Origin of the sequence: Pseudoalteromonas sp. ASV78 (genome assembly GCF_047806705.1) — a bacterium.
Classification (GTDB): domain Bacteria; phylum Pseudomonadota; class Gammaproteobacteria; order Enterobacterales; family Alteromonadaceae; genus Pseudoalteromonas; species Pseudoalteromonas prydzensis_A.
In genome coordinates, this window is sequence record NZ_JBLOPA010000001.1 from 2124607 (window position 1) to 2141776 (window position 17170).

The following is a 17170-nucleotide window of genomic DNA, read 5'->3' on the forward strand; positions in this document are numbered from 1 at the left end:
ACAGTTAACTCGCCATAAAGGGGGATTTAAGGTTATAGTTAGGCCTAGTTGTAACATCAAAAGCAAAAGCTGTCAGCAGCGTAAACGGTGACTATGAAAAATAACCATCTTAAAAACCCTATTTCAGCATCTCTTAGGCAGCGCCTAGTGCGATTAAGCATTGCTGCGGCATGCTTTTTGTTGCTGACTTGGGTAGCGGTTAATAGTAGTTTTCAAAGCCATCAACTACTTTATGATAATGCCGACAGCACAGCAAAAAGCTTAACCCGCTTTATGGCACTCAACGCTAAAACCCCATTACTTGAAAAAAACAAACCCGAACTCACCGCCTTGTGTAATAGCATTAGCAAAGATGAGTTTGTGTTAGCTGCAACGATTTACGATCATCAAGGTGTGCTTATCGCCAGTAGTGATAATTGGCAAACGCACCATTTATTAGGCAAGTTACCAAATTCAACCCCGGGTATTAGCAAGCTAAAAACTCCGTTTGTTGAGCCTATTATTAGTGATGATAATCGCCCGCTGGGCTTTGCAACAATCACTTATTTAACGCGTTCAGCAGTGGCAACCAGTCACAGCAGCTTTCATGACTTAGGCCGCCAAGTACTACTAATGCTAGTGATCACTTGTATTTTTACATGGCAACTAGGTCGCGGTTTAAAACGCTGGCAGGTTAATCGTTATATTCGAAAAAGTGCTGAACACGACTCATAAAGTTGTTGTTCAAAAATACCTTTCTCTTGCTCTGTAAGCTGCTTTAACTGGCACAATTGCGCAAACACTAAAGGTAACTGCAACGGCGTATTAATTTGCCCTTGAAACCCTGCCAGTGGCATTGAGGGTGAATCTGTCTCAAGCACTAAATGCTCAGCCGCCAAGGCAGCAACAACGCTACGGGTCTTTTGCGCTCGCTGATAAGTGATCACCCCACCCACGCCAAGCTTAAAACCGTGCTTAATGTAATACTGTGCTTGTTGCATAGAGCCAGAAAAGGCATGAATAACCCCACCAAACTTAGGTTTGCAGCGTTTAAATGCTTGGGCTATTAAGTCATGGCTTTGTCGGTGGTGCACAATCAGCGGTAACTCAAGCTGATCAGCAAGCGCGATATGATGCTCAAATATCTGAGTTTGCAAGGCTAAGTCATCAATACTGCGGTCAATGCCACACTCGCCAATAGCAATAAGTTGCGATTGATGTTGCTCCGCAAATTCAGTTAATGCCGCTAAATGGCTAGGCTGGTACTGTGCTAAAAAATAAGGGTGTAAACCGGCGGCAATACGAACATTTGCATGCTGCGCGGCAAATGCGATTAAAGCATGGGATTGTGCCAAGCTAACCCCCGGCACGATTAGCTTTTCAATGCTGTGCTGCTGACATTGCGTAATTAATTGCGCAATGTCAGCAGCAAATTCAGGAAAATCTAAGTGACAATGTGAATCAATAAAAGCCATAACAGTTTATGGATTTAAACGGGTAATGTGCCAGCAGTTATCAGCTTGGCGCTGATACATAAAACGGTCATGTAAGCGGTGCGCGCCGCCTTGCCAAAACTCAATTTTAGTCGGTACGACACAATAGCCGCCCCAAAAATCAGGCAGTGGGATTTCACCCTTAGCAAATTTGTTTTTCATATTGGCAAAGGTTTCCATCAGCACTTTACGCGATGATACCGGTCGACTTTGTGCTGACGCCCATGCCGCTAACTGACTTTCTTTTGGCCGTGACAAAAAGTACTTCGCCACCGCAGCGGTCGGTAATGGCTGTGCTTCGCCATAAACAATCACTTGGCGTTCCATATGGTGCCACGGAAAATGCAAACAGATTTTATTATTACCTTTTAGCTCTTGTGCTTTACGCGAGCCAGTATTGGTAAAAAATACAAAACCGTTATCATCAAGATGCTTTAATAGCACAATGCGCTGCGAAGGCTGGCCGGTTGCATCAACCGTCGCCACCACCATTGCCGTTGGATCGGGTAGTTTACTTGCTACCGCATGCTCAAGCCAAGTTTCAAACTGCTTGAATGGATCATCAAGCAAAGTCTCTTCGCTCAACGCATCTTGCAAGTATTCACGGCGAATATCTTCGAGTTTCATTACAAATCCTTCTATAAGCTATTAAGGTTGTACTACTTGTTGGTTTGCAAAAACCTTGGGAAACTTCCAATTTGGGTAACTACTCTTTATCAATTAACATTAATCGATGAATATCATTATTGTACTTTATCTGTCAGGCTTTCGCGATCTTAAAAAACTGCAGTAAAAAAAATCACTAAAAACTTTTAACAATTGTACTTATTTTGCTAACATAACCAGAATTCAACTAGCTAAATATCTAACGAATGACTAATAAGCTCTTTTTTATACCAGAAAAAAAGCCAAACGCACGTGTGCGTTTGTTCTGTTTTCCGTATGCTGGAGGTTCTCCCAGCCTATTTCTGCCTTGGACAAAATTGATTAACTCTGACATTGAGCTAGTGTTAATTCAGCTTCCAGGTAGAGGCTCTAGAATGGGAGAACCTGCAGCAGATAACATGCTTGATGTCATCAATGAACTTTTATCACATAGCGAGTTTATCACCAGTAAACCCTATGCTTTTTTTGGTCATAGTCTGGGGAGTCGAGTAGCATACGAGCTTACATCCAACTTTCAACGTAGTGGAAAGCCTATGCCAATAAAACTATTTGCTTCTGCCAGTCGTGCACCACATACCAAAAATAACAAAGCTTCCATCTACGATTTACCCTATAACGAATTTATAGCTGAGTTAAAGTCACTGAATGGTACTCCAACAGAAGTGCTGGAAAATGAAGAGTTAATGGCGCTATTAGCCCCCCTGCTAAGAGCTGATTTTAAAATAGCCGATACCTATTCTGCAGAAGTTATTCCACTCTCATCACCCATTCGTGTGTTAAACGGAAAACACGACCAAATTTCTGCTCAACAGCTGAATGCATGGCAAGATTTAAGCCAACACCCCGTTGATGTTTCTGAGTTTGATGGTGGACACTTCTTTATTCATCAATATAGTGCAAAAATGGTAAAACTTATTAACCAAGACTTGCTGCAACAATTGAATTAAAAATTTATGTGGTTACTTTCTCAGTATCACACCTAATGTAATCCCTTAAAAGCAATGTTTCTACTTCTAGGTTTAGAGGCTAAAAATAGAAAATGCAATTTTAGCCCCCCTAGAATTTTCTGCAAGTGTAGGAGCGCTAGCAAGGCAGTGAGTTTATTTATGCCAAGGAGCATACGCTTTGTATGTGACTTAGGCTAAATAAACTCATTAACGCAGCTAAAACGAACTACACACAGCAGAGTTCACCTAAGTAGTTTAGCCTAAGACAAGGCGGACACTCGACTTATCCCTATGAGCATACGCTCTTGTATGTGATTAGGGTCAGTCGAGTGGACAACGCAGTATTAGGTTAAAATACGACGGTGATTACATTTGCTCCATGACTTCGATGCCTAATAAGTCCAATCCTGTGCGCAGCGTATCCGCCACTAAGTTACACAACACTAAACGGCTGTCACGTACACTTGGCTCTACGCCGTCTTTAAGTACTGGACAGGCTTCGTAGAAGGTCATGTATAGGCTAGCAAGCTCGTATAGGTAACTACACAATACGTGCGGTGTTGCCTCACTGATCATTTGATCTAGCACTTCTTCTAGCTGTAACAATTTAAGCGCAAGGGTTTTTTCTTGCGGCTCTACAATGGCAACATCTGCGTTTAAAGTTGCGGCATCTACGCCTGATTTACGGAAAATACTGCGTACACGAGTATAAGCGTATTGCAAATAAGGAGCGGTCGCGCCTTCAAAGCTAAGCATACTGTCCCAGTTGAAAATGTAATCACTGGTACGGTGTTTAGATAAATCAGCGTATTTAACCGCGCCAATACCCACTTTACGGGCGATTTCAGCGCGCTCTGCAGCTGTTAAATCAGATTCACGCTCTGCAAGCTTAGCTGTAGCACGAACAATTGACTCTTCGAGTAAATCCGCAAGTTTAACCGTGCCTCCAGTACGGGTTTTAAATGGTTTGCCGTCTTCACCCATCATAGTGCCAAATGGGCAAAATTCGTAGCTGGTTGCATCACGTAGTAAACCGGCTTTACGTGCAGTAAGCTCTACTTGATTAAAGTGTAAGCTTTGACGCGCATCAACAAAAATTAAAATACGGGCTGCGCCTAACTTGTTTGAACGGTAATCACACGCCGCTAAATCAGTGGTTGCATATAAGAAACCACCACCCGATTTTTGTACGATAAACACTGATGGTTCACCGTCTTTGTTTGCCAGCTCGTCTAAAAACACCACTTGCGCGCCTTGCGATTCAACCGCAATATTCTTATCTTTTAATAGCTTAATAATATTGTTCAGTTCACTGTTATAAGCACTTTCAGCCATGATGTCATCGGCAGTCAGTGTTACATTTAAACGCTTATATACTTCTTCTGAATGTTTTACCGAGGTGGCAATAAATAGTTTCCACAATTTTTCACAGTGCGCGTCGCCACCTTGTAGTTTTACCACGTAGTCACGTGCTTTATCGGCAAAACCTTGTTCATCATCAAAACGCTTTTTAGCATCGCGGTAGAAAGTCTCTAGATCAGCCAGTGCCACTGAATCTAAATCAACACCTTGGTTGATTTGATCTTCTAAGTGGGCAATCAACATGCCAAACTGCGTGCCCCAATCACCCATGTGATTTTGACGAATAACCGTGTCACCACGAAATTCAAGGGCGCGAACAACCGCATCACCTATGATGGTTGAACGTAAGTGACCTACGTGCATTTCTTTTGCAAGGTTTGGTGATGAGTAATCAACCACCACGGTTTGTGGCTGTGCGTGCTGTGTAACAGCAAGTTTCGTATCTTGATTTGCGGCTTTTACGCTGTGCGCTAAAAACTCAGGCTTTAGGTGAATATTAATAAAACCAGGCCCAGCGATTTCAGTTTTGTCTGCGATATCACTCACATCTAAGTGATCAATAATCTGTTGTGCAAGCTCACGTGGGTTGCTTTTCATTTTTTTAGCCGCGCCCATCGCACCGTTAATTTGATAATCACCAAATTGTGGGCGGGTACTTTGTGTAACCGCAGGGTTAGTATCGGCAGGTAAGCCTGCGGCTGTCATCGCGGCAATGGCTTTATCGATTAGAAGCGTACGAATATTCATGTAATTTGTTACCTTTGTCAGCCCGCTCTTGCGGGCTTTAATTAAATTTTGAGTTTAGTTTTCACGGGTGTGGTTAAACGTCACTTCAGGGTAACGCTCTATTGATAAATTAAGGTTTACACGACTCGGCGCTATGTAAGTTAAGTTATCGCCGCCATCAAGTGCTAGGTTGCTCTCACACTTACGTTTAAAGTCTTCAAACTTTTTAACATCAGTCGAACTTACCCAACGTGCTGTATTTACATTCACGCTTTCGTATAAAGCATCGACGTTGTATTCTGCTTTTAAGCGAGCTACAACCACATCAAACTGCAGCACACCTACCGCACCGACGATTAAATCATTATTGATAAGCGGTCTAAATACTTGCACTGCGCCTTCTTCAGAAAGCTGTACTAAGCCTTTTAATAATTGCTTTTGTTTTAGTGGGTCACGCAAGCGAATACGGCGGAATAACTCCGGCGCAAAGTTTGGAATACCGGTAAATTTAAGCTTTTCGCCTTGCGTGAAAGTATCACCAATTTGAATCGTGCCGTGGTTATGTAAACCAATAATATCACCAGCAAAAGCATCACCTGCACGCTCACGGTCGCCGGCCATAAAAGTCACTGCATCAGAAATACTGACTTGCTTGCCAATACGCACATGATTCATTTTCATACCTTGGCTGTACTTGCCTGATACGATACGCATAAAGGCAATACGGTCACGGTGTTTAGGGTCCATGTTTGCTTGAATTTTAAATACGAAACCAGTGAAGTTCTCTTCAGTGGCAACCACAGTGCGGTCTTCGGTTTCCCGTGGTAATGGTGTTGGTGCCCACTCAGTCAGGCCATCAAGAACATGATCAACACCAAAGTTACCCAATGCTGTACCAAAATACACAGGCGATAACTCACCCGCTAAAAATAACTCTAAATCAAATTCGTGCGATGCACCAATAACCAGCTCTAACTCTTCGCGCAGTTGCCCAGCAAGCTCATCACCAATCGCTTCATCAAGCTCTGGGTTATCAAGCCCTTTGATACTACGTACTTCTTGAATTGTATGACCTTGGCCAGTTTTATATAACAAGGTTTCGCCGCGATGAATATGATAAACACCTTTAAACTCTTTACCACAACCGATAGGCCAAGTAATTGGTGCACACGCGATGTTTAGCTCAGTTTCTACTTCGTCTAACAGCTCCATTGGGTCGCGTATATCACGGTCACATTTATTCATAAACGTAACGATTGGCGTGGTACGTAAGCGCGTTACTTCCATCAATTTACGAGTACGATCTTCAACACCTTTTGCCGCATCGATAACCATTAAACATGAATCTACGGCGGTAAGTGTACGATAGGTATCTTCAGAGAAGTCTTCGTGCCCTGGAGTATCCAGTAAATTGACTAGCGCTTTATTATATGGAAATTGCATTACAGAGGTCGTTACCGAGATCCCCCGCTCTTTTTCCATTTCCATCCAGTCTGATTTTGCATGCTGGTTAGAACCACGGCCTTTAACAGTTCCCGCTTTTTGAATAGCTTGTCCGAACAACAGTACTTTTTCTGTGATAGTGGTTTTACCAGCATCCGGGTGCGAGATGATAGCGAACGTGCGTCGCGTATTGATTTCGTTTAATAAATTAGACATGTAAGCCGCTTTAAGTCATAACAAGGCGCCACTAAAACAACCCTAAGCAAAGGTCTTTGCTGCGCACTGTAATTTGAAAATAGAATTGCCACCATTATACCTTGTTTGTCTTAGCCAAAAAAGCAACGATTGTAAGTAATTAGCCGATAATTTAGTTTCAATTCAGGCTAACCCTATCGCAGCAGCCAGCGCGCTAAACTTGTGTAATTTTACGCTAACGCATACTATTGAAAGATTGCATGGAGGATATTTTGTTTGGGTATGAAAACCAGTAAGCTAAGTATAAGATTATTATGGTATATCACGCCGTTGGTGATTTTGCCGTTACTGTTTTTAGGTGGTTTTACTCTCACCAACGTAACCAGCTCTACGCAAAAGCAAGCTGAGCTTATTGTGAGTCGCTTTGTTGAGCAACAACAGCAAAAAATGTTTAACTACATTGATTCGTTTCACTCAACCACAAAATTGCTTTCAACCTCTCCGGTACTCAGTGACTTTTTAGCCGATGACTTGCGCGACAACGGTAATTACACTCGCAGGTTAGGCGCGCTAATGGATGTATTTGCCAGTTATTCAGAAGCTTACCCAGATATTATTAGTGTGAATTTGATTTCACCTGACGGTCAAAGTGATGCCTATTACTCCAGTAATTTAAATACCGCCCCAACCAGTTACCCGTTTTTTTCGCAAGTATTGCAAAGTAACTTACGCCAGCAGCAATTTATGGTGCAAAAGCAAGATGGCACCACCAGCTTGTATTTTATTCAACGTATTTACAGTGCTGATTACTACCTCAAGCGCCCGCAACAACTTGGCTTTATTGTGGTGCATGTTGAACCATCGATTTTAAATTCCAGTATTTTAGAAGCCCCCTATAACAACACACTAAATTTATTACTAACCAATAACGGCAAAATATTATTTAGTTCAGACTACGATAAACGCGGTCAATATATTAGTGAATATGAACTTGAACAGATCCATAAACTCGCTGATCTGGGTAAGCTTTCAACCATAGAATTATCAAGTATCGACAAAGTCGAGCGGATGATTTACGCCATCCAAATGAGCGGTGGTTATTATTATGTTTCTACCATCCCCAAAGCTTTGCTGTATCAATCGGGCAAAGCGATCAGCTTAATTACCGCGTTAATCGTGATCATTTCAGTGATCACTCTGCCGATGCTGATTTTTATTGTGGTACGTAATTTACTGCTTAACCCAATCGAGTTACTTGGCGCCGCCAGTCATCGGGTTGGTGATGGCGATTTATCTGTGTATTTACCCGCTCACAATAACGATGAGGTGGGTGTGTTATTTAACGACTTTAACCACATGGTGAATCAAATTCGCCATTATCAAGACGAACTTGAAGAATACAAGCATCACCTTGAAGATAAAGTTGAAAGCCGTACTAAAGCGCTTGAAACCATGAATAGTCAGCTAGAGGTTGCCATTGCCCAAGCAGAGCAAGCCAACCAATTAAAAAGCCGCTTTTTAGCCAATATGAGTCATGAAATTCGTACGCCATTGACCGCTATTATGGGTTTTACCGAACAACTGTTGCACAGTAATAAAACCAGCGGTGATGCTTTGCACCTGAGCACTATATTACGCAATTCAAAACACCTGCTTGAGCTAATTAATAATATTTTAGACTTATCTAAAATCGAAGCCGAAAAGCTCGCTGTTGAAAAAGAACCGCTTGATATTGTGCAATTAGTTCATGATATAGATTCAATTATTCGGCCTTTATCGCAAGAGAAAAAACTCAATTGTAATATCAACTTTCACTTACCATTGCCGCGAATAATTAATAGCGATAGCACTCGTTTAAAACAAATTCTCATCAATATTGCCAGTAATGCGGTGAAGTTTACCGAGCAAGGCTTGATCACCTTAGATATTACTTATGATAGTGATTCGCAACTCATTGAATTTGCAATTCAAGATAGCGGTATTGGCATGTCGGAACGTGAAGTTGAGCGAGTATTTAAACCGTTTGAACAAGCTGATGCAACCACCACACGACGCTTTGGCGGTACGGGATTAGGGTTATGTATTTCTAAAAACTTAGCGCAATTGCTCGGTGGTGATGTTTATGTACAAAGTACACCCGGTAAAGGTAGCTGTTTTAGCGTACAAATTGCCTGTAACTTAGCGACAGACAGCGAACATTCAACCCCGATGCTAACTGAGTTGAGCCAACTCAGTGCAGAGAAAGATTTACAGCTTTCATTTGCACAAAACAGCTTTGATGCCAATATTTTAGTCGCTGAAGATAACCCAGATAATCAAGTGTTGATCACGTTACTCTTACAAACATGGGGGCTTGAACCTGATATAGCTAACAATGGTGCCGAGGCCGTTGAAATGGCACTGGTAAACGACTATCAACTGATCATTATGGATATGCAAATGCCGGTGATGGGAGGCTTAGAAGCCACTCAGATGCTACGTCACGCAGCCTACGCTGGCCCAATCATCGCCCTGACTGCTAACGTGATGAAACATGATGTAAATACCTATTTACAAGCCGGTTGTGATGAGGCACTTGCTAAACCTATCGACAAAGATGCCTTAGAAAGTGTACTGGTTAGCTATTTAAATATTGAAAAAGACACCCAAAATAAATGGGAAAACTTGCTCAATAGTGAAAAATTTCAACAAATCAACAACGACTACCGTTCAAAATTACCTGATTATTTAACTCAAGTAACGCAATTACACAGTGCCAATGAGTGGCAACAACTAAGGGCACTGGCACATAGCTTAAAAGGCAGTGCGGGATGTTTTGGCTTTAGTAATATTCACCATGCTGCTGCGGCACTTGAGGATAACTTACGTGGTCGCGATCAGAGCCGGCGTGATTATTTAGCACTGAGCTTAATTGAGTCGATTAAATACACCTTACAGCAAGAACCGTTAACCGAATTATAAAGTGCGTAGTTAACCTGAGCTTAGGTTAACTGGCCAAATAGCAGTGTCATGCCCATTAAAATGGCATCTTCATGACCATTTTTTGCCGGATCATCACTGGGGTAATAATCTTTACGAACCGACATTTCACTAAACCCAGCCTGTTCGTACAAGGCAATGGCACGGGTGTTGGTTTCACGCACTTCTAAAAATAAGTTTTCTGCCTGGTGTTGTTCACCATAGCCGATAAACGCCGCAAGCAATTGTTTAGCAATGCCCTGCCCCTGAAAATCAGGTGCGACACAAATATCCATTAAAGTAAAGTCAGGCCCTGCTTTTTCACCGATATAAAACCCGACCATTTGTTCAGCCTGAAATGCCGCTAAGTTAAAATAGCGCCCAGCAAGACATGATTGCATGGTGTTTACTGTCCACGGATGAGTGTGACAGGCGTTTTCAACACGCATCAGCGCAGCAATGGATGATTCAGTAACAGGTTTAAAGGTTATCAAGGTGTTTACTCATCAGCGCCCAGAGCGCGCGTTTATTATCGGCAGTAAGCTGTGAGCTTGGTACGCTAAGCAAACCATTATGCCAAGCAAAGCTATCGCTTTGCACTACTTGTTCTATTGGTAATGGCGCAACGGCGCGCTTTAAGTCTGCGAATAGTTGTGTGTTGAGCGCAACGGTTAACGGCTGTGCCGTGCTTGATTGCTCACACACTTGCTCGACAATGAGATCAGAGCGAAAATGCTGATTGAGTTCGAGGTTTTCTATACCAAAAATAGCTGCGTATCGTGGATGCATAACAACTCAGTAGATTTAAACACAAGAACAATATAAGAATTAATAAAAACGATGTAAAGAAGAAATGGCAGGGGCGGAGAGACTCGAACTCCCAACCATCGGTTTTGGAGACCGCTGTTCTACCAATTGGAACTACGCCCCTGCAATGACGACGAATTATAGAGACCTTTCGCTAAAGGTAAAGAAAAAAATCACTTTTTTAGTTTAACTGCTTTTTAAATAAACAAAACGGCGAATTAGTCAACTAATCCGCCGTTTTATAATCAGTTAGAAAAACCTTTTAAAGGTTTATTCCCATTCAATAGTGGCCGGTGGTTTACCTGAAATATCGTAAACAACGCGTGAGATACCGTCGATTTCATTAATGATGCGGTTAGATACCAGACCTAAGAACTCATACGGTAAATGTGACCAACGTGCAGTCATAAAGTCGATAGTTTCTACACAACGAAGACTTACAACCCAATCATACTTACGGGCATCGCCCATAACGCCAACAGACTTCACCGGTAAGAATACCGTGAACGCTTGGCTTACTTTATGGTAAAGCTCAGCTTTGTGTAGCTCTTCAATGAAGATAGCATCGGCACGGCGTAATAAATCACAGTACTCTTTTTTGATTTCGCCAAGTACACGCACACCTAGACCAGGTCCTGGGAACGGGTGGCGGTAAAGCATGTCGTATGGTAAACCGAGTTCTAAACCAATTTTACGTACTTCATCTTTAAATAATTCACGTAGTGGCTCAACTAAGCCCATTTCCATGTCATCTGGTAAGCCGCCCACATTATGGTGAGACTTGATCACATGCGCTTTGCCCGTCGCAGAGGCTGCTGACTCGATTACATCTGGGTAGATAGTACCTTGACCTAACCATTTTGCATTTTTAAGTTTTTTAGATTCGCTATCAAATACTTTGATAAATGTATGACCAATAGCTTTACGCTTGTCTTCTGGATCTGATTTACCAGCAAGATCCGCTAAGAATAATTCTTCGGCATCCACTTTGATGATGTTTAGACCAAACTTATTGCCAAACATATCCATTACTTGTTGGCCTTCGTTTAAACGCAGTAAGCCGTTATCAACAAATACACAGGTTAAGCGGTCGCCAATCGCGCGGTGAATAAGCATAGCTACCACTGATGAATCAACACCACCAGATAGGCCTAAAATCACTTCGTCATCGCCTACAGTCGCTTTAATGCGCTCTATTGCGTCATCAATGATCTTTGCAGCAGTCCACAGTTTTTCACAACCACAAATATCAATCGCAAAGCGCTCTAGTAAACGTTGGCCTTGATGGGTGTGGGTTACTTCTGGGTGAAATTGTACGCCGTAAAAACGTTTTTCTTCGTTAGACATTGCCGCATGTGGGCAAGTAGATGTTTTAGCTGTGGTTTTAAACGTATCTGGAATTTCCATTACTTTATCGCCGTGGCTCATCCACACGTCTAAAATGCCATTGCCACCATCAGTAATATGATCTTCAATCGCGTCAAATAATGCACAGTTACCGACTTTTTCAACCTGCGCATACCCAAACTCTTTTTTATCAGAGCTATGCACGCTGCCGCCAAGCTGAGTAGCCATTGTTTGCATACCGTAACAAATGCCAAGTACTGGTACGCCGGCATTAAATACATACTCAGGGGCACGCGGGCTGTTTTCTAAGGTTGTTGACTCAGGGCCACCCGATAGAATGATACCTTGTGGATTGAACTCACGGATCTGCTCTTCCGTTACGTCCCATGCCCACAGTTCACAGTAAACACCAATTTCTCGCACACGGCGGGCGATCAATTGCGTGTATTGCGAACCAAAGTCTAAAATAAGAATTCGTGAATCGTGAATGTCTTTGCTCATTGAGGGTCTCGTTAGTCAAGAACTAGCACTCAGGTAACCTGAATGACTAAAAATAAATAAGGGCCAGCAAAAGCTAGCCCAGTAATTTCAATAAAGTATATTGATTAACCTAAGCGGTAGTTAGGTGCTTCTTTGGTGATTTGCACATCATGAACATGTGACTCACCCATACCAGCTGAAGTAACACGTACAAACTGAGGTTTAGTGTTTAATTCTTCAATCGTGGCACAACCGGTTAAACCCATTGCACTGCGCAGGCCGCCAACTTGTTGGTGAATGATTGTCGCGATTGGGCCTTTATAAGCCACACGACCTTCAATACCTTCTGGCACAAGCTTGTCTGCTTGATTTGACTTTTGGAAATAGCGATCTGATGAACCTTCTTTTTGGTTCATCGCACCAAGCGAGCCCATACCACGGTATGACTTGTAATAACGGCCTTGGTAAAGCTCTACTTCACCAGGCGCTTCTTCAGTACCCGCTAGCATTGAGCCAACCATCACACATGATGCACCAGCAACCAATGCTTTTACGATATCACCTGAGAAACGAATACCACCATCAGCAATCACTGGAATGTCACGACCTTTTAGGCCATCAACAGCATCAGAGATAGCGGTAATTTGTGGTACACCACAACCAGTAACAATACGCGTAGTACAGATTGAACCTGGGCCAATTCCTACTTTAACGGCATCAACACCGGCGTCTGCAAGGGCAATTGCACCTTCCGCAGTAGCAACGTTACCCGCTACAATTTGTAAATCAGGGTATGCTTGGCGAGTTTCTGCAACACGGTCGATAACACCTTGTGAATGACCATGTGAGGTATCAATTAGTAATACATCAACGCCCGCTTCAACTAATGCAGCAATACGCTCATCAGTACCTGGGCCTACGCCAACGGCAGCACCGACACGAAGACGACCTTGCTCGTCTTTACATGCATGAGGCTTATCTTGGGCTTTTTGATAATCTTTTACGGTGATCATGCCTTTTAATTTAAATGCATCATCAACAACAAGAATTTTTTCAATGCGGTGTTCGTGCATTAGGCCTAAAATTTCTTCCCGTGCTGCACCTTCTTTAACAGTCACTAACTTTTCTTTTTTAGTCATAACTGTTGAAACCGGTTGCTCAAGCTTAGTTTCGAAACGCATATCGCGGCTGGTCACAATACCAACAAGGCCGTTTTCAGCATCCGTTACCGGAAAACCTGAAAAGCCTTTTTCTTCAGCAAGTGCAATCGCATCTGCAATCGTTAAATCCGCTGTCACAGTCACAGGAAAAGAAACAATGCCTGCTTCGTACGTTTTAACTTTACGTACGTTTTTAGCTTGTTCTTCAATAGTCATGTTTTTGTGGATAAAACCTAAACCGCCCTCTTGCGCCAGCGCAATTGCTAAGCGTGCTTCGGTAACAGTATCCATAGATGCTGAAACTAGCGGCAAGTTAAGTTTGATACCACGCGTTAAGCGAGTTGAAATGTTTGCCGTGTGTGGCAAAACAGTAGAATGACCTGGTACTAAAAGTACGTCATCAAAGGTAAGAGCTTCTTTAGCAATTCTAAGCATTTTGGCAACTTCTCACATGTGGATCTTGTTTAAGGAATTGCGGCCAAATTTTATCAGCGTTATGGGCATGAGTAAATAAGATTTCACAATTATTTATGATAAAATACCGCCATCATCGCTTTTTAGAGTCGCTTTATGGCTATAACACCCCAGCAGCAAACGATTTATACCGTTTCTAGGTTAAATAGAGAAATAAGAACCGTGCTTGAACAAGGCTTCGCATCGTTAATTTTAACCGGTGAGATTTCAAACTTCATTACGCCTGCGTCTGGGCATTGGTATTTTACGCTTAAGGATGATCGCGCCCAAGTTAAAGCAGCCATGTGGCGCGGTAACAATCGTGGCCAACGCTATCGCCCAGAAAACGGCGCACAAGTGACAGTTCGAGCCCGAGTATCGCTGTATGAACCGCGTGGAGACTATCAGCTGATTGTTGAACACATGGAAGCGGCTGGTGAAGGACTATTAAAGCAACAGTTTGATGAATTAAAAATGCGCTTAGCAGCGGAGGGCCTATTTAGCTCAGCATACAAACAGCCACTGCCCAGTGTTGTGCATCGTGTAGGTGTGATCACATCAGCGACAGGCGCCGCTATTAAAGATATTTTGACCGTACTTAAGCGCCGCGCCCCGCAACTAGAAGTGGTGATCTACCCTGCGATGGTGCAAGGTAAAGACGCCCATTTACAACTGATAGATAAAATTAATCTCGCCAACGCCCGCAATGAAGTTGATGTGCTTATTTTAGGGCGCGGTGGTGGCTCTTTGGAAGACTTATGGTGCTTTAACCATGAATTGCTGGCACGGGCTATTTATGCCAGTAAACTACCTATCATCAGCGCCGTCGGGCATGAAATTGATACTACGATTAGTGACTATGTGGCCGATATCCGCGCTGCCACCCCCTCCGCTGCTGCTGAGCTGGTCAGCCCTAATAGCAGCGAACTGTATAATCAAATTCAACAACAATTAAATCGCTTAGCCAATGCGTTTAAACATCAGTTATCTGCAAAGCAAAACATTGCAACAGCACTTGAGCACCGTTTAACATTGTGCCATCCGCGCAATCACTTAAATCAACAAGCACAACGTTTAGATGAATTAACAGTGGCATTACAACAAGCAATGCAACAGCGTATTTATCAATATGAACGTCGCTTAAACAATTTAATGCCACGTTTGATGCAGCGTTCACCAGATCGAAAACTCACTCAAGCAGGTCATCAATTACAGCAACTGCAAACGCGCTTACAACAAAGTATGCAACAGCAATTACGCAGCAGTCAAAATACGCTGGCGCTACAAGCTAGTCGGTTAGGATCTGTCAGTCCGCTTAATGTACTCGCCCGTGGCTATAGTATTACTAAAAACGAGCAAGGAAAGGTTATAAAATCAACGTCACAAGTGAATCAAGGCGATGCGCTTGTGACTGAATTAGCGGATGGAATCATTCAATCTATTGTTAGTTAGTTTATTTTGCTTGTTCCCGAAGCTGGTTATTCCGATTCAGTAGCAAGCAATAAAGAAAAGTCGCGATCGCTGGATTTAGAGGTGCTAACGGTAAATTGTTGCCAAAAATCCTGTTTGACCAACTGATCATTAAGCTCGCGCCATTGGGTGTGAGCAAAGTCATCATTATCCTTTGGTGCTGCAAGTTCAAATTTACACACCGAGCTTTTACACTGCGCACTGATCAGCTCAGGGCTGATGCTTAGATCTGCGGTTTGCAAAAAATCTTTCATGGCTGTTTCTGTGCGATATGCCCATTCTTCATTACGGCTTTGCTGCTCAAACTTATCTAATAAAGCTTGCTCAAAATCAGAGGGTGCTTGAGCTTGTGTTTGGTAACGTTTAACCAGCGCTCGTTGCTGCGCTAATTCATGCTTAAGTTGCTGCAGTTGCTCCTCAAGGGGTTGTTCATCAGCTGTTTGCGCTGACGTATCTTCAGTAGTCGGGGTACTATCTGCAACTTGCTGCGGTTTCGGCACTGTTTCAAGCTCTGATGCGACGGTATTGGTAGGTAACATTTTGACTTGTTGTTCAAGTACTTGTGTTTGTGTAGTAGCCGCAGGTGCTGCTTCGTCAGAGCTCCACGTAAAGTAGCCCCAGGTTAAAACAACACCTGTAATAAATGCCAGAGCTAGCGAAAATAGATTATGTTTACTCATGCTTAATTCCTTTTAAGTTTTTTTACTTAGAGCATGGCACTGGTGTGTGATTCGTTTTGTGGCTCATCAACTTCTAAAAAGTTCTGATTCATACTTTGCGCTGGACAGGGACAATTTGGCTTGCCAACAATTTTAGCTGGTACACCTACAACCGTGGTGTGTGGCGGTACAGCACTTAGTACCACAGAGCCTGCACCAATTCGTGCACCCTCGCCGACCTCAATATTACCGAGTACTTTTGCACCGGCGCCAATTAAAACACCAGCGCGAATTTTCGGATGACGATCGCCTTTTTCATTCCCAGTACCACCTAAGGTGACTGATTGCAAAATTGATACGTTATCTTCAATAACCGCTGTTTCACCAATGACTATACCAGTTGCATGGTCAAACATAATACCATGGCCGACTTTACAAGCAGGATGGATATCAACGCCAAATACTTCTGAGGTACGGCTTTGAATAAAGCGAGCGAGTTCTTTACGGTTTTGTAACCATAAGCAATGGGCGAGTCGGTGTGCTTGAATTGCATGGAAACCTTTTAAATTTAATATCACAGTTAAATAAGTATCGGCAGCGGGGTCACGATCTTTAACCGCTTTTATATCATGAGCCACATGAGTCAACATGCGATCACACTCAACAAAAGCCTGATCAAACAATTCACGTATAGTAAATGCAGATACCACAGCATCAGATAACTTATTGGCAACGATAAAACTCAACGCAGATCCTAAGCACTCATGATTTAAAATGCATGAATACACATGACTTGCTAACAGAGGTTCACGGGTAACGACTTCTTTTGCTTCGGTGCGAAGCTGTTGCCAAATTTCATGACGCATAGAACGGCCTTAAATTAATACTGGATATGCTTTGTTTTAGTTTAACGGATTTCAAGTCAGATGTGTTAACGCTGTGGTTATTTGTTCTAGTTATTAGATATAACTAACTTATAAACTTAAGTTTGTAGAGTAAAAAATAAGGAGCCCCAATAATTGGGG

General features: G+C 42.7%; 14 protein-coding genes and 1 tRNA gene. 4 read left to right on the forward strand and 11 right to left on the reverse strand.

Annotation, left to right across the window (positions count from 1 at the left end; translation table 11 throughout):
• Window positions 1–93 precede the first annotated feature (93 nt).
• Window positions 94–714 (forward strand): AhpA/YtjB family protein, encoded by a 621-nt coding sequence (locus ACMVDV_RS09620; RefSeq protein ID WP_304184915.1) that lies wholly within the window; start codon window positions 94–96, stop codon window positions 712–714.
• On the opposite strand, the gene ACMVDV_RS09625 is transcribed toward ACMVDV_RS09620, so the two are convergent.
• Window positions 681–1454, reverse strand: coding sequence for a TatD family hydrolase (locus tag ACMVDV_RS09625; protein WP_416157966.1), 774 nt, complete (start codon window positions 1452–1454; stop codon window positions 681–683). The two genes, ACMVDV_RS09620 and ACMVDV_RS09625, sit on opposite strands and share 34 nt — an antisense overlap.
• Window positions 1455–1460: 6 nt before the next feature.
• Complete coding sequence (pdxH, locus tag ACMVDV_RS09630) at window positions 1461–2099, reverse strand: pyridoxamine 5'-phosphate oxidase (RefSeq protein WP_416157967.1); 639 nt, start codon at window positions 2097–2099, stop codon at window positions 1461–1463.
• A 245-nt stretch (window positions 2100–2344) separates the two neighbouring features.
• Between pdxH and ACMVDV_RS09635 the strand changes: the two genes are divergently transcribed.
• Complete coding sequence (locus ACMVDV_RS09635; protein ID WP_416157968.1) at window positions 2345–3085, forward strand: thioesterase II family protein; 741 nt, start codon at window positions 2345–2347, stop codon at window positions 3083–3085.
• A 366-nt stretch (window positions 3086–3451) separates the two neighbouring features.
• Here ACMVDV_RS09635 and argS read toward each other — a convergent pair whose 3' ends face one another.
• Both argS and prfC read right to left on the reverse strand, forming a co-directional pair.
• Entirely contained in the window at window positions 3452–5194 is a 1743-nt protein-coding gene (argS, locus tag ACMVDV_RS09640; RefSeq protein WP_416157969.1) for an arginine--tRNA ligase, read from the reverse strand.
• A 54-nt stretch (window positions 5195–5248) separates the two neighbouring features.
• A complete protein-coding gene (prfC, locus tag ACMVDV_RS09645) occupies window positions 5249–6832 on the reverse strand; it encodes a peptide chain release factor 3 (RefSeq protein ID WP_416157970.1) in 1584 nt (527 codons plus the stop codon).
• A 261-nt stretch (window positions 6833–7093) separates the two neighbouring features.
• Here prfC and ACMVDV_RS09650 point away from each other — a divergent pair, with 261 nt between their 5' ends.
• A complete protein-coding gene (locus ACMVDV_RS09650; protein ID WP_416157971.1) occupies window positions 7094–9772 on the forward strand; it encodes an ATP-binding protein in 2679 nt (892 codons plus the stop codon).
• Window positions 9773–9792: 20 nt separating this feature from the next.
• Here ACMVDV_RS09650 and rimI read toward each other — a convergent pair whose 3' ends face one another.
• The 5 genes from rimI to guaB form a co-directional block, all read right to left on the reverse strand.
• Window positions 9793–10263: a ribosomal protein S18-alanine N-acetyltransferase gene (gene rimI / locus ACMVDV_RS09655; protein ID WP_416157972.1), complete on the reverse strand. Its 471-nt coding sequence runs from the start codon at window positions 10261–10263 to the stop codon at window positions 9793–9795.
• Window positions 10250–10558: a hypothetical protein gene (locus tag ACMVDV_RS09660; protein WP_416157973.1), complete on the reverse strand. Its 309-nt coding sequence runs from the start codon at window positions 10556–10558 to the stop codon at window positions 10250–10252. Before ACMVDV_RS09660 ends, rimI begins: the two co-directional genes overlap by 14 nt.
• A 65-nt stretch (window positions 10559–10623) precedes the next feature.
• Window positions 10624–10700, reverse strand: a tRNA-Trp gene (locus tag ACMVDV_RS09665).
• Between the two features lie 146 nt (window positions 10701–10846).
• Window positions 10847–12424, reverse strand: a complete 1578-nt coding sequence (gene guaA / locus ACMVDV_RS09670) for a glutamine-hydrolyzing GMP synthase (protein ID WP_416157974.1) — start codon at window positions 12422–12424, stop codon at window positions 10847–10849.
• Between the two features lie 104 nt (window positions 12425–12528).
• The gene (gene guaB, locus ACMVDV_RS09675) at window positions 12529–13998 is read right to left on the reverse strand and encodes an IMP dehydrogenase (protein WP_416157975.1); all 1470 of its coding nucleotides are present in this window, start codon (window positions 13996–13998) and stop codon (window positions 12529–12531) included.
• A 135-nt stretch (window positions 13999–14133) separates the two neighbouring features.
• Here guaB and xseA point away from each other — a divergent pair, with 135 nt between their 5' ends.
• Window positions 14134–15468: an exodeoxyribonuclease VII large subunit gene (xseA, locus tag ACMVDV_RS09680; protein WP_416157976.1), complete on the forward strand. Its 1335-nt coding sequence runs from the start codon at window positions 14134–14136 to the stop codon at window positions 15466–15468.
• A 26-nt stretch (window positions 15469–15494) separates the two neighbouring features.
• Here xseA and ACMVDV_RS09685 read toward each other — a convergent pair whose 3' ends face one another.
• Entirely contained in the window at window positions 15495–16166 is a 672-nt protein-coding gene (locus ACMVDV_RS09685; RefSeq protein WP_416157977.1) for a hypothetical protein, read from the reverse strand.
• A gap of 26 nt (window positions 16167–16192) precedes the next feature.
• A complete protein-coding gene (gene cysE / locus ACMVDV_RS09690) occupies window positions 16193–17011 on the reverse strand; it encodes a serine O-acetyltransferase (protein WP_301561824.1) in 819 nt (272 codons plus the stop codon).
• Between the last annotated feature and the right edge of the window lie 159 nt (window positions 17012–17170).